The following is a 12611-nucleotide window of genomic DNA, read 5'->3' on the forward strand; positions in this document are numbered from 1 at the left end:
GGCGATTTCTACGGTTCTCGGCATGAAGGCGATGTTGATCCTGATCGCGGTCGCGGCGGGGGCGTTCCTGAGCCCCGCCGCGCACGCCGCACCGACGTCCATCGACGAGTACCTGGCGCAGGTCATGCACGACACCGGTTTGCCGGGGATGTCGGTGGTGGTGACCCAGGGCGACCGCGTCGTGCACGCCGCCGGGTACGGCGAGGACTCCGAGGGTGCCCCCGTCACGGCGGACACGCCGATGCGGATCGCGTCGGTCAGCAAGTCGTTCACCGCGATGGCCGTCATGACGCTGGTGGAGGACGGCCGGATCGAGCTGGACGACTCGGTGGCCGACCAGGTGCCCGGCTTCACGATGGCGGATCCGAGGTTCGCCGACGTGACCGTCCGGCAGTTGGTGAACCAGACCTCGGGGTTCTCCGACACCACGATCGACGTGACCGCGTTGGAAACCGCCACCTCTCTGGGTGACTACACGGCGAAGCTGTCCTCCGGTTCGTTGGCGGCGGACCCGGGCACGCACTACGAGTACTGCAACGTGAACTACGACCTGGCCGCTCGGGTGGTGGAGGTGGCGAGTGGCCGGTCGTTCGACGACTACCTGAAGGAGCGCGTGTTCGGGCCGCTCGGCATGTCGCGCAGCACGGTGTCGACGGACGTCATCCGACCCGCCGACGGGTACAACTCGGTGTTCGGCGCGTGGCTGAGCAGGCCCGAGCTGCCGGGGTTCCACAGCGGCGGTGGCGGGGTCGTCACCACGGCGGCCGACATGGGCAAGTGGCTGATCAGCCAGAACGGCATCGGCACGCAGCTCGTGTCGGCCGAGGGACTGCGCGTGATGCACACGTCGTCCACTGTGGACGAGTATGCCATGGGGTGGATTCCCGATCAGGGGCCGGACGGGGTGGAGCAGCTCGTGCACCCCGGGAACCTGTTCACGTACTCGGCCGTGCAGGCGATCGTGCCTGCCACGGGGCACGGGTTCGCGGTGCTGGTCAACAGCGCGTCGCTGCACGACGACACCTACGACATCCTCAACGGGCTGATCGCGTTGAGCCAAGGCCGTGATCCGGCGCCCGCGGGCGCCGGTCGGCAGTCGTTCGAGCTGGTGCTGGGCCTGATCGCGTTGGCGGCCATCGGTCTCGGGGTGCTGGGTGTCCGGCGGTCGGCGCGCTGGGCACGACGGCGGGCGGGCTCGCCGGTGTGGTCGGTGGCGTTGCGCTTCGTGCCGCTGCTCGTGCCGGTCGGCCTGCCGGCGGCCTATCCGGACCTCACCTCGATCCTGGTCAACGGGCGCACGGTCACGTGGGCGCAGCTGACCTACTTCGCCCTGCCGTTGACCATCACGGTGGTCGTCGCGGCCCTGGCCGGCGTGGCGACGGCGACGGCCCGGCTGCTCCGCCTGCGTGCGACGGTCCACACCGGATGACCCTCGGTAGGGTCCGCACCATGCGGAACGGCGTGGTCCTCGCGGCGCTCGCGCTCGCGGGGCTGGTCAACGGGCTGGCCACGGACGCGTTGCCGGTGTGGCGGCAGTTGCTCTACCCGGCGCTGGCCGTGCTGGTCTACCTGCACGGCCGGCACCTGCCGGTGCGCCGGGGCGAACTGGTCGTCGGCGCGGTGGCGGCGGTCGGGCTGGTGATCGCGGTGGTGCGGGTCTGGGAAGGTGTCGGCGCGCTGGCGAGCCTGGGCCTGTTCGTGGTGCTGCCGTGGCTCGCCGGCCGGTTCCGGCGGCAGCAGGCCGAGCTGATCGCGGTGGGACGGGAGCGGATCGTGCAGCTGGAACGGGCGCAGGAACTCGTCGCCGAACGCGCCCGGTTGCGGGAGCGGGCCCGGATCGCGGCCGACATGCACGACTCGCTCGGCCACGAGCTGACGTTGATCGCGCTGCGCGCCGGCGCGTTGGAGCTGACCGGCGACACCGAGTCCACCCGCCGGGCCGCCGCCGGCCTGCGCGAGTCCGCGGTGACGGCCACCGACCGCCTGCGGCGCACCGTCGGCGTGCTGCGGGAGGGCGCCGCCCCGGTCGAGCCGCCGGACGAGACCGTGGAGGCGCTGGTGGACCGGGCCGCCGTCGCCGGCCTGCCGGTGGTCCTGACCCGGACCGGCGACACCACCCCGCTGCCGCCGCTGCTGGACCGCGCCGTGCACCGGGTGGTGCAGGAGGGGCTGACCAACGCCGCCCGGCACGCGCCCGGCGCTCCCGTCGCGGTGGAGCTGGCGACGACCGACGAAGTGCTGGTCACCGTGGCCAACCCGGTCGACCGGACACCCGTCGGCGACGGCGGCGGTAGCGGCTTGGCCGGCCTGGCCGAGCGCGTCCGGTTGGTCGGTGGCACGCTGCGGTCGGGTGTGGTCGACGGCCGGTTCACGGTGACCGCCCGACTGCCGCGGGGAGGTGGGGCGTGATCCGCGTGCTGCTCGCCGACGACGAGGCGATGGTCCGCGCCGGCGTGCGGGCCATCCTCGACACCGACCCGGGCATCGAAGTGGTCGCCGAGGCCGTCGACGGGCGTGAGGCGGTCGAACTGACGCGAGCGCACCAGCCCGACGTCGTCCTGCTCGACATCCGGATGCCCCGCCTGGACGGCCTGGCCGCCGCCGCGGAACTGCGCCAGGCCATGCCGGAGGTCGCGGTGGTCATGCTGACGACGTTCGACGAGGACGAGTACGTCGCGCGGGCGCTGGGCGAAGGGGCCAACGGCTTCCTGCTCAAAGCCGCCGACCCGAGGGAACTGCTGATCGGCGTGCGCGCGGCGGCCGAGGGCGCCGCCTACCTCTCACCCCGCGTCGCCCACCGCGTGGTCGCCGACCTGCGCGGCGGCCGCCTCACCCGCTACGACCAGGCCCGCAAGCGGGTCGACGCGCTGACCGGACGTGAGCGCGAGGTGTTGGCGCTGGTGGGGGAGGGCCTGTCCAACCAGGACATCGCCCGGTGCCTGACCGTCGCCGAGGGCACGGTGAAGGCGCACGTCAGCGCGATCCTGCAACGCCTCGAAGTGACCAACCGGGTCCAGGCCGCGATCCTCGCCTACGAGGCGGGGCTGACCACCGCCAGGTAGCCGTGCAGCGCGGCGGCGGCTTCGAGCATCGACCGGGCCCGCCGGCCGATCTCGGCCTCCCGGTCGGTGATCGCGGCGCGCAACGCGTCCGCGCCGCCCGAGCTGCGGAACTCGTCCATGATCGGCTTGATCGTCGGCAGCGGGTAGCGGCTCTGCCGCAGCGTGGCCACCAGGCGGGCGTCGCGGACGTCCGTCGGGCCGAACCGCCGGTGCCCGTCGGTGTCCCGCCCCGGCAGCAGCAGGCCCGCCGCCTCCCACACCCGCAACGCCGACGGCCGCACGCCGAGCCGTGCGGCCAACTCACCCACCCGCAACCCGGTCCGAGGCACGGTGTCCGGCGGGTGCCCGGCCACCGCCTCCAACGCCTCCGCCGTCGCCCGCAACGCCAGCCGCTGCCCGTGCGCCGCCGCGTGCTCGGCGTCCACCCGGACCAGAGCCTGGTCGGGCGCGCCGGCGTGGATCGAGCGCATGATGGCCTTGGCGGCGTCCCACCCGTACCCGCGACCCAGCGCCCGGTACGTCGTCAACGCCTGCCGGTGCCGCTCGTCGAACACCCGGTACCCCGCCGGTGAGCGTTCGGCCGGCGGCAGCACCCCGGCGTCGAGGTAGTTGCGCACCTGCTGGGCCGAGATGCCCGCGGCACGGGCCAGATCCACCGGGCGAAGACCCACGGCAAGCACCCCACACGCGTTCAGGTTCAACGGGAATTTGAAGGTTGTCCGATGCCTTCCTCGCACAAGTCGCAGAAAGTCTCAACAGGGTACTTCAACGATACGGTTTAACACATGAAAACCAACGACAACCAGCGGGAACCGTCGGTTGTGCAGACGCGGGACCTGCGCATGCGGTACGGGTCCACCGACGTGCTGAAGGGCGTCGACCTGACCGTCGGACCGGGCGAGGTGGTGGCGCTGCTCGGACCCAACGGCGCGGGCAAGACCACCACCATCGAGATCCTGGAGGGCTTCCGCAAGCGGTCCGCCGGCGAGGTCCGGGTGCTCGGCGTCGACCCCGACGACGGCGACGAGACGTGGCGCGCCCGGCTCGGCGTGGTCCTGCAGTCGTGGCGCGACCACGGCCGGTGGCGGGTGCGCGAGCTGCTGTCCTACCTGAGCCTGTGCTACGAGCCGTACCGCGGGCGGGCGTTCGACCTCGACGACCTGATCGCGTCGGTCGGCCTGACCGACCACGCCGACAAGAGGATCGGCACCCTGTCCGGCGGGCAGCGGCGGCGCTTGGACGTCGCCGTCGGCTTGGTCGGACAGCCCGACCTGCTGTTCCTCGACGAGCCGACGGTCGGCTTCGACCCCGAGGCCCGGCGCGAGTTCCACGAGCTGGTGCGCGGCCTGTCCGGCACCACCATCCTGCTCACCACCCACGACCTCGCCGAGGCGGAGAAGCTGGCCGATCGCATCGTGATCCTGGTGGCCGGCCGGGTGGTCGCCGACGGCACGGCGGCGGAACTGGCCGCCCGGATCGCCGGCGTGGCCGAGGTGCGGTACCGGCTGGGCGGTGAGGAGCACGTGCTGTCCGTGGCCGACTCCACCGGCTACGTGCGGGAGCTGTTCGCCGAGCACGGCAAGGCGGTGGACGACCTCGAAGTGCGGCGCGCGAGCCTGGAGGACGTGTACCTGGCGCTGGTGCGCGAGTCCGAGCTGGTGACCGCGTGAACGCCCGGGTGGTGGCCGTGCGCGCGGGGGTGCGGCGCGGTCGGATCGAGTTCGGCCACACCATGGGCAACGCGGGCGAGCTGATGGGCTGGCTGTGGCTGCCGGTGGTGGCGCTGGTCGTGATGTACGCGTTCGGCGACGGCGCCGTGCCCGGCCTGGACTTCCCGCTCGGTGCGCAGGCCGTGCCGGGGATCCTCGCGATGAGCGCCGTGTTCTCCGGCCTGATGGGGTTGGCGATGACCCTCACCATGGACCGCGAGGACGGCACGTTGCTGCGGGCGAAGGCGACGCCGAACGGCGTGCTCGCCTACGTCATCGGCAAGGTGCTGGGCAAGGCGGCGATGACGGTCGCGGTGCTCGTGCTCATCCTCGTGCCCGCGATGCTGCTGTTCGACGGCCTGCGACCGGGTCGCGTGTCGACGTGGGTCACCTTGGTGTGGGTGCTCGGGCTCGGCCTGCTCGCCGTCCTGCCGATCGGGGCGATCGTGGGCGCGGTGTTCGGCAACACCCAGAGCCTCGGCTTCGTCACCTTGCTGATCATGGGTCTGGTGGTGGTGTCGGGCGTGTTCTACCCGATCACCGCCCTGCCGGGGTGGGCCCAGTGGATCGGCCAGGCGTTCCCGCTCTACTGGCTGGGGCTCGGCCTGCGGTCCGCCCTGCTGCCGGACGCGGTCGCCGCCGCCGAGATCGGCGGCTCGTGGCGGCAACTCGAGACCGTGATCGCACTCGGCGCGTGGGCCGTCGTGGGCCTGGCCCTCGCGTCCGTCGTCCTGCGCCGCATGGCCCGGCGTGAGTCGGGCTCGTCCGTCGCGGCCCGCCGGGAACAGGTCGCCCAGCGGTTCGACTGACCGGCTCAGCCGAACAACGTCGGCAGCTCGCCGCGCTGCAACGCCTGGAGCACCCGACCGATCCGCGCGCCCGGCGCGGTCGGCGCGAGCACCCGCACGACACCGGTCTGGTCGGCGGGCTGCTCGGCCGTCGCGCCGGGCAGCACCTCCGCCCAGGGCGAGGACTCGAGGTTCGTCCGCACGAGGTCCTTGAGCGCGTTGGGATTCTCGTCGGGCACGCACACGACCTCGGTGCTCTCGCCCGCCGGCGTCGTCCGCACCCCCGCCGCCACCGGCAACCCGTTCTTCGGCTTGCTGATCAGCGCCGCGGAGACGTCACCCAGGCACCGCGCCAACTCGCCGATCATGGGGTCGTCGGCCAACGACTGGTCCCCCGGCGGCTCGGTGACCCACTTCAGCGACTCACCGGCAGGCGAGTGCACCACCGAACCCGCCTCCACCCGCACCTGCTGGAACCCGGTCACGATCCCGGCCTCCGCCAACGGCCCGTCCGGGTCGATCTCGTTGTCCTCACCGGTCGTCCAGACGCCCGAACCACCACGTCGCCCACCCAACCCCGCGAGCTTGGCGTCCACCCCCGGCACGTCCACGTCCATGTGCAGCACCGCCGCCCACTTCGGCGGCTGCCCCACCCGCAACGCCGTGCTGGCCTTGGCGGGGTCGAACCCGACCAGCTCGGGCAGCACCCGGCTGTGCCCGGCCAGGTCGGAGTACCCGTAGCCCTGCAACTCCCGGAACCGCTGGGGGTCCTGGTCGACCAACGCCCGCACCGCCGCCACGTCCCCGTACTCGACCAGCACGGACGACTCGGCAGTGGCCCGCACCCCAGCCAGCGCGCCCAGCAACCCGGTCTCGGGCGTCACCTGCGGCACCTCTGCCTCCGCAGCGCACCCGACCACCAAGGCCCCAACCAACGCCACGCCCAACGCCACGCTCGAACGCTTGTCCACCGACCGAATGCTAGATCCGAACCTCCTTCCGCACTCCTGTTTTAAGCGAAGGCAACCAGCCACTGCCCGCTACCAGTCCAGTCCAGCCATCAACCATGACACCAACGCCAGCACCAACCCCACCGCCTGCACGCGTCCCGCGCCACCCACCACTCCACTCCACCACTCCATCCCACGACGCACCGAGACCCTGCCCATGCCCCACCACCTCTCCACCCCACCACCGAACCGCTTCCACCCAGCCCTGTTCGCCGCCGGGCCGGCCGTTTTATCCGGCTAACGTGAGAAATGCGATTGGGGTTGTCACAGGTTGCACTCTTCGCCCAGTCGAGTGAGCCGCAAGCACGGAAACCACCACCAACGCCCTAACCAACAGCCCCACAACGGACCCGCAGCGCCCCCGCAGAGGCCCGATTTGACATGGGTTCGGGTGCTTTAGGCTGGTCGAAGCCGGCAGGCCTGGCGGGACGCTTTTCCCCGCCGGGCCTGCCGGGTTTGGCCTGCCTGGAGTGCCCGTAAGGGCCCCATGTCAAATCGAGCCGGACCCGAGCGTGACCATCGAACCCAAGCCCCGCCCAAACCCGACCGAGCCTTGCCCCCTGACCCCCAACCCCTCGAACCCCCAACCTCCAACCCCCAAGTCACTCCCGAGGTATCTCCACCCCGATTTCCTCCCCCAACCGCGCCCCACCCACCAAGTCCAGCTCATCACCGCTCCAAAACCGCCCCGGGTCGTACCAATTGACCCGACGCCCGCTCGGCAGCAGCCCCATCTCCTCGTAAGTCACCGCCACCACCTCCGCGCAGTACGCCGTCTCCAACGTCGTGTCCGAAGACTTGCGCAAGTTCGGCAACCGCCCGCGCAACCACCGACTGGCCATCCTCGCCGTGGACGGGAACGGGGTCCCGTTGAGCCGTGCCACCGTCTTCAGCACCGCGTCGTCCTCCTCCCGGGTCGTCGGCCGGTCGAGTTGCCGCAGCCACGCCCGCTGCCCGTACTTGCGCGCCCACACCAGCACGGCGTCACGCAAGTCGTGCAACTGCACGCCCCGGTGGTGCGTGCCGGTCCACACGTCCGGCAGGGAGCGGCCCATTTCGGCGTGCCACATCAACGGCGGCAGGTCCTCGACGGCCACGGTCATGCCGACGTGGTTCACCGGGCTGTTCGTGGTCACCCGGATCGCCCGGTCGGCCACCGAGCTGCCGCGGAACAACCAGACGTCCCCGGTACGGGTGAGCTCGACCGCCTCGTCCAGACCGATCTTCGTTCCAGCCATCCCGGTAGCCTAGGCAGATGCGCTGGTGGAAGCTGCTTGGACTGGCCGGTGTCGCGGGTGTCGCGGCGACCGGGGTGGTGATCGCACGCGCGGAACGCAAGCGTCGCGCCTACACGCCCGACGAGATCCGCGAACGGCTGCACGCACGCGTCAACCAGGGGGAAGCGCCCAAATAGCCGGCGCCAGCCGAACCAGCGCCGACTGAGGAACCTGCGCCGATCAAGAACCTGCGCCGACCGGGTCCCGACCGAGCCCCAAGATCCCGAAGCCCCCGACCAACGGCGGGTTGACCGGGAACGGTCCCCACGACTGGGGTACCAGCATGCGATCCCTGTTCGCGGCCCTGCTGTGCGTGCTCGTCGTCGCGCCACCGGCCCACGCCCGCACCCGCCCGGTCGAGGACCTGGACGCGGCCACCATCCCGCACCTGAACCGCCGAATGGACGCGGGCACCCTCACCTCGGTCGACCTCACCCGCGCCTACCTGCGCCGCATCGAGACCATCGACCGCAAGGTCCGCTCGGTCGTCGCGGTGAACCCCGAAGCGCTCGCCCAAGCCGCGGAGAGCGACCGGCGACGTCGGCTGGGGCAGGTGAGAGGCCCGATGGACGGCATCCCGGTGCTCCTCAAGGACAACATCGACACCAGGACCATGGGCAGCACGGCCGGTTCACGTGCCCTGCGCGTGCCGCCCCGGGACGACGCCGAGCTGGTGCGACGCCTGCGTGACGCGGGCGCGGTGGTCCTGGGCAAGACGAACCTGTCCGAGTGGGCGAACTTCCGCTCCACGTCGTCCACTTCCGGGTGGTCCGCGATCGGCGGGCAGACCAACAACCCGCACGTCCTCGACCGCAACCCGTGCGGCTCGTCGTCCGGCTCGGGCGCGGCGGTGGCGGCGTCGTTGGCGCAGGTCGCGGTGGGCACGGAGACCGACGGCTCGATCGTGTGCCCGGCCGGGCAGAACGGCGTGGTCGGCCTCAAGCCCACGCTCGGCCGGATCAGCGGCGACGGCATCGTGCCCATCTCGTCGCGCCAGGACACGGCCGGTCCGATGGCGCGGCACGTGGTGGACGCCGCGATCCTGATGTCCGTGCTGGAGGGCGAGGGCGTCGACTACGCGTCGGACCTCGGCGCGGCGACGTTGGACGGCAAGCGGGTCGGCGTGTGGCGCAAGGCCGGGCGCAACGCCGAGGCGGACCGGGTCGTGCAGTCGGCGGTGGACGTGCTGCGGCGCTCCGGCGCGGTGGTGGTCGAGGTGGAGTTGCCGTACCAGCAGGAGGTCGAGGCCGCCGAGTTCCCGGCGCTGATCACGGAGTTCAAGCACGACCTGGAGCGGTACCTGAAGACGCGGCCGGGCGTGCCGAGGACGTTGACCGAGCTGATCGCGTTCAACGAGGCCGACCCGGTGGAGCTGGACAGGTTCGGGCAGGAGTTGTTCGTCGAGGCGGCGAAGGCCCGGCCGGTCACCGATCCGACGTACGTCGAGCAGCGCCGGACCGCGACCGCGCTCGCCCGCCGTTCGATCGACGAGGTGCTGGCCGCGCACCGGCTGGACGTGATCGTGGCGCCGACGAACGGGCCGGCGTGGCGGACCGAGTACGGCGACGGTGACGCCTTCGAGCTGGGGTCGTCGACGCCGGCGGCCGTGTCCGGGTACCCGAACGCTTCCGTGCCGGCGGGCTTCGCCGGGCCGTTGCCGATCGGTGTGTCGTTCATGGCGGGCCACCGGGAGGACGCGACCGTGCTGCGGTTCGCCGCCGCGTTCGAACGGGCGGCGCACGCCCGCCGGGCGCCCGGCTACCTGGCCTCGTCGCCTTCGTGATGCGGTCCACCGTCCTTGGTGGAATGTTGGGTCCATGCGCGCGGTGGTGTTGGGAACGGGTCTGATGGGCGCCGGGATGGCGCGGAGCCTGCTGCGGTCCAAGATGGACGTCGTGGTGTGGAACCGCAGCGTGGCCAAGGCGCGCCCGCTGGCCGACGAAGGCGCGCTGGTCGCCGACGACCCGAAGAGCGCGGTCGTCGGCGCGGACGTCGTGCTCACGATGTTGTTCGACGCCGACGCGACCGCCGGGGTGATGGCCGAGGCGTTGCCGTCGGTCGAGCCCGGTGCGGTGTGGGTGCAGTGCGGCACGGTCGGCTTGGACGGTGTCGACCACTTGGCGGAACTGGCCACGACGTACGGCGTGCCGTTCGTGGACGCGCCGGTGCTCGGCACGCGCGCACCGGCCGAACAGGGGAAGCTGACCGTCCTGGCGGCCGGGCCGGTGGAGGTGCGGGAGTTCCTCGCGCCGGTGTTCGACGCCATCGCGCTGCGCACGGTGTGGGCGGGTGAACGGCCCGGGGACGGGCAGCGGCTCAAGCTGGCGGCCAACTCGTGGGTGCTGTCGATCACGGCCGCGACCGCGCAGGCGGTGGCTCTGACGCGGGGGTTGGGGTTGGACCCCGACGCGTTCTTGGAGGTGATCGCCGGTGGTCCGGTCGACAGCACTTATGCGCAGGTCAAGGGACGGGCGATGATCGACGGCGAGTTCACCGCGTCGTTCGGGGTTGACGGCGCGGTGAAGGACAGCGAGCTGATCGTGGCGGCGATGGCGGTGGCCGGGACGGATGATCGGTTGATGCGGGTGTTGCACGAGCACTACCGGGTGGCGGCGGGGCGGGTCGGGGAAGGGGCGGACATGGCGGCGGTGGTGGCGGCGTTCGGGTCTTGAGGTCGTCGCAGCGGATCTTGCCCGTCGAAACCCCGCCCTTGCCCGTCGAAACCCCGCTCTGCCCGTCGGAACCCCGCCGAGGCCCTTGACCGCGTGGACGCGGCCCTTGACCGCGTGGACGTGGCCCGGGAAGAAGTGCCTGGAAGAAGTGCACTGCCGACCACCGGCCTCCCACCCCGGGCCCGTAGCGTCAGGTGTCCTCCCAGACGGGGGTTCGGGTGATCATCCGTCCCAGGTTGGGGTCCGCGTAGCACTCGACGGTCCCCTCGGCGACCTTCGGCGACCGGATGTCCCTGTCGAAGAACTCAGCCCGCGCGCTGTCGCCTGGCTGAATCTGCTGGGTGACCGGCTCGCTGTTCATGCCGCCGACGATGACGCCGTCGGCGTTCCGCACCACCGCGGTCAGTTTCGGCCGCAGCGGGACGTCGTAGGTGTTGGTCACCTCGGCCGCGACCGTCTCGTTCCTGCCATTCGAGCCGACGACGACCGGGTCGCCCGTCGCCAACTCGGCGTAGGGAGCGGGTGGTTTCCGGTAGCGCTCGCCGTCCGGGGTGTCCAGCGCGGTGATCAGGGTGATCTTGACGTTCATGCCGGCGATGGTCGGGCGGTCGCCACCGGGGGCGGGGCCGGCGTAGCTCTCGCTGTGGCCGGCGCCCATCCTCCGGCCGGGTAGCACGACGCTGAACTCGTTGCCCGAGCTGGGCACGTCCGGGAGGGGCTTGCCCGCTTCGTCGGTGAACTCCACGGCGACCCGGACGGTGAGGGCCACCTCGTCGGAGACGTTCTCGATGACGTACCCGTAGCTCAGGTAGTCGCTCTCGACGCCGGGTTTTTCGACCTTGTAGGTGACGAACCCCTTGTCGACGACCTTGATCACCTCGTCGGCACTGGCGATGGTCTTCGGTTCGCCGGTATCGCCCTCGGCTGATGACGACCCGTCCCCTCCGCCGCACGCGGTCGTCAGGGCCAGTGCGGCGCACGCGAGCGCGACGAGCTTGCCGATGGTGGTCATCCCAGGTCCTCGAAAACGGGGTCAGTGGTGACGATCCACCCCATGACCGGATCCACGGAGAACTCGGTGGTCCCCGAGGTCAGCCTCGGCAGGTGGACCTGCCCGCTGAGGGTGGCCTGCGCGCGGGCACCCGGCTGGATCTTCTCCTCCATGGCGTTGTTGCCCAGACCGCCCACGATGACGCCGTTGGCGTCCCGCCTCACCGCGGTCACCTTCGGTTTCAACGGGACGCCGTAGGTGTTGGTCACGTCGACCGTGACCACCTCGTTGTCGTCGTTCTGGCCGGTGAGGGTCTCGACCGGGTTGCTCGCCCGCAGCTCCTGGTAGGGGGAGGGCGGGTCCCGGTGGCGCTTGCCGTCCGGGGTGTCCAGCGACCCGATCATCGTGACCTTGACCTCCATGTCGGCCACGACCGGGCCGTCGTACATGCTGTTGCCGCCCACGCCCATCTTCTGGCCGGGTAGTACCACGGTGAAGGAGCCGGCTTCTTCGGTGCCCGGGACGGGCTGTCCTGCTCCGTCGGTGAAGTCCGCCTCGACCGAGACGCTGAGGGCCACCTCGTCGGAGACGTTCTCGATGACGAACCCCCAGCTCAGGTAGTCCTGCTTGACGGACTTCCCGACGCTGTAGGTGACGAACCCCAGGTCGACCACCTTGATCACCTCGTCGGCACTGTCGATCTTCCTCGACTTGCCGGGGTCGGTGCCTGATGTCGGGCCGCCGGCCGGTGACCCGCTCCCGCCGCGATCGCCACACGCAGTAGTGACGGCCAGTGCGGCGATCACGACCGCGACGAGCCCCCTGCTTCGATACCCCATGGTGCCGGAACGTAGCGTCGCGAAGCGGGCGAGCGTGTCAGGCGTTCGCCCTACACACGACCGAAGCCACGTCCGACGCGACGTCTTCGCCCACTGCCACCGCCACCGTCTACATTCGACACTCGGCTGCCGAACCCCTCGTGAGGTCCGTGTCGGGTGGGTTCGGGATGGCGGCGCGGTTCCGACTGCGCCGGCCGGTGGTCGTGGTGTGGCGTGGGTTGGTGGTGTTGGGCCTGTCCGTCGTCGGCAGGTGGGAGTTACCG

The 12611-nt window shown here is 71.3% G+C and carries 13 protein-coding genes; 8 read left to right on the plus strand and 5 right to left on the minus strand.

The genetic code is table 11. The features are described 5' to 3' along the window. The first annotated feature begins 22 nt into the window (after positions 1 to 22). Genes ACZ7GX_RS03065 through ACZ7GX_RS03075 form a run of 3 tightly spaced genes read left to right on the plus strand, consistent with a single transcriptional unit; the run spans position 23 to position 3062 of the window. Positions 23 to 1429: a serine hydrolase domain-containing protein gene (locus ACZ7GX_RS03065; RefSeq protein ID WP_498772234.1), complete on the plus strand. Its 1407-nt coding sequence runs from the start codon at positions 23 to 25 to the stop codon at positions 1427 to 1429. Positions 1430 to 1449: 20 nt separating this feature from the next. Beyond that, the gene (locus ACZ7GX_RS03070) at positions 1450 to 2409 is read left to right on the plus strand and encodes a sensor histidine kinase (RefSeq protein ID WP_498772236.1); all 960 of its coding nucleotides are present in this window, start codon (positions 1450 to 1452) and stop codon (positions 2407 to 2409) included. After that, complete coding sequence (locus tag ACZ7GX_RS03075; protein ID WP_498772238.1) at positions 2406 to 3062, plus strand: response regulator; 657 nt, start codon at positions 2406 to 2408, stop codon at positions 3060 to 3062. Before ACZ7GX_RS03070 ends, ACZ7GX_RS03075 begins: the two co-directional genes overlap by 4 nt. On the opposite strand, the gene ACZ7GX_RS03080 is transcribed toward ACZ7GX_RS03075, so the two are convergent. After that, positions 3032 to 3733 (minus strand): MerR family transcriptional regulator, encoded by a 702-nt coding sequence (locus ACZ7GX_RS03080; protein ID WP_498772240.1) that lies wholly within the window; start codon positions 3731 to 3733, stop codon positions 3032 to 3034. The genes ACZ7GX_RS03075 and ACZ7GX_RS03080 overlap by 31 nt on opposite strands. A 114-nt stretch (positions 3734 to 3847) precedes the next feature. On the opposite strand from ACZ7GX_RS03080, the gene ACZ7GX_RS03085 reads away from it, so the two are divergent. Further along, the gene (locus tag ACZ7GX_RS03085; protein WP_498772242.1) at positions 3848 to 4732 is read left to right on the plus strand and encodes an ABC transporter ATP-binding protein; all 885 of its coding nucleotides are present in this window, start codon (positions 3848 to 3850) and stop codon (positions 4730 to 4732) included. Further along, positions 4729 to 5580, plus strand: a complete 852-nt coding sequence (locus ACZ7GX_RS03090) for an ABC transporter permease (RefSeq protein WP_498772244.1) — start codon at positions 4729 to 4731, stop codon at positions 5578 to 5580. The genes ACZ7GX_RS03085 and ACZ7GX_RS03090 overlap by 4 nt, the downstream gene beginning before the upstream one ends. A gap of 5 nt (positions 5581 to 5585) precedes the next feature. Here ACZ7GX_RS03090 and ACZ7GX_RS03095 read toward each other — a convergent pair whose 3' ends face one another. Beyond that, on the minus strand, positions 5586 to 6530 hold the full coding sequence (locus ACZ7GX_RS03095) for a hypothetical protein (protein WP_498772246.1): 945 nt from the start codon (positions 6528 to 6530) through the stop codon (positions 5586 to 5588). A gap of 641 nt (positions 6531 to 7171) precedes the next feature. Next, a complete protein-coding gene (locus ACZ7GX_RS03100; protein WP_498772248.1) occupies positions 7172 to 7807 on the minus strand; it encodes a hypothetical protein in 636 nt (211 codons plus the stop codon). A gap of 17 nt (positions 7808 to 7824) precedes the next feature. Between ACZ7GX_RS03100 and ACZ7GX_RS03105 the strand changes: the two genes are divergently transcribed. The 3 genes from ACZ7GX_RS03105 (at position 7825) to ACZ7GX_RS03115 (ending at position 10518) form a co-directional block, all read left to right on the plus strand. Beyond that, entirely contained in the window at positions 7825 to 7983 is a 159-nt protein-coding gene (locus tag ACZ7GX_RS03105) for a hypothetical protein (RefSeq protein WP_498772250.1), read from the plus strand. 146 nt (positions 7984 to 8129) lie between these two features. Beyond that, positions 8130 to 9629, plus strand: a complete 1500-nt coding sequence (locus ACZ7GX_RS03110; RefSeq protein WP_498772252.1) for an amidase — start codon at positions 8130 to 8132, stop codon at positions 9627 to 9629. Positions 9630 to 9663: 34 nt separating this feature from the next. Continuing rightward, positions 9664 to 10518 (plus strand): NAD(P)-dependent oxidoreductase, encoded by an 855-nt coding sequence (locus ACZ7GX_RS03115; RefSeq protein ID WP_498772254.1) that lies wholly within the window; start codon positions 9664 to 9666, stop codon positions 10516 to 10518. 190 nt (positions 10519 to 10708) lie between these two features. Here ACZ7GX_RS03115 and ACZ7GX_RS03120 read toward each other — a convergent pair whose 3' ends face one another. Both ACZ7GX_RS03120 and ACZ7GX_RS03125 read right to left on the minus strand, forming a co-directional pair. After that, positions 10709 to 11530 (minus strand): hypothetical protein, encoded by an 822-nt coding sequence (locus tag ACZ7GX_RS03120; protein WP_498772256.1) that lies wholly within the window; start codon positions 11528 to 11530, stop codon positions 10709 to 10711. Then, on the minus strand, positions 11527 to 12183 hold the full coding sequence (locus ACZ7GX_RS03125; protein WP_498772258.1) for a hypothetical protein: 657 nt from the start codon (positions 12181 to 12183) through the stop codon (positions 11527 to 11529). Before ACZ7GX_RS03125 ends, ACZ7GX_RS03120 begins: the two co-directional genes overlap by 4 nt. Positions 12184 to 12611: the final 428 nt, after the last annotated feature.

This window comes from Actinosynnema sp. NPDC037264, from assembly GCF_055603705.1.

Bases quoted from the DNA above. Each gene is read 5' to 3' on its own strand.
- ACZ7GX_RS03065 (WP_498772234.1), top strand. From the start codon at position 23: ATGAAGGCGATGTTGATCCTGATCGCGGTCGCGGCGGGGGCGTTCCTG.
- ACZ7GX_RS03070 (WP_498772236.1), top strand. From the start codon at position 1,450: ATGCGGAACGGCGTGGTCCTCGCGGCGCTCGCGCTCGCGGGGCTGGTC.
- ACZ7GX_RS03085 (WP_498772242.1), top strand. From the start codon at position 3,848: ATGAAAACCAACGACAACCAGCGGGAACCGTCGGTTGTGCAGACGCGG.
- ACZ7GX_RS03100 (WP_498772248.1), bottom strand. From the start codon at position 7,807: ATGGCTGGAACGAAGATCGGTCTGGACGAGGCGGTCGAGCTCACCCGT.
- ACZ7GX_RS03105 (WP_498772250.1), top strand. From the start codon at position 7,825: ATGCGCTGGTGGAAGCTGCTTGGACTGGCCGGTGTCGCGGGTGTCGCG.
- ACZ7GX_RS03110 (WP_498772252.1), top strand. From the start codon at position 8,130: ATGCGATCCCTGTTCGCGGCCCTGCTGTGCGTGCTCGTCGTCGCGCCA.
- ACZ7GX_RS03115 (WP_498772254.1), top strand. From the start codon at position 9,664: ATGCGCGCGGTGGTGTTGGGAACGGGTCTGATGGGCGCCGGGATGGCG.
- ACZ7GX_RS03120 (WP_498772256.1), bottom strand. From the start codon at position 11,530: ATGACCACCATCGGCAAGCTCGTCGCGCTCGCGTGCGCCGCACTGGCC.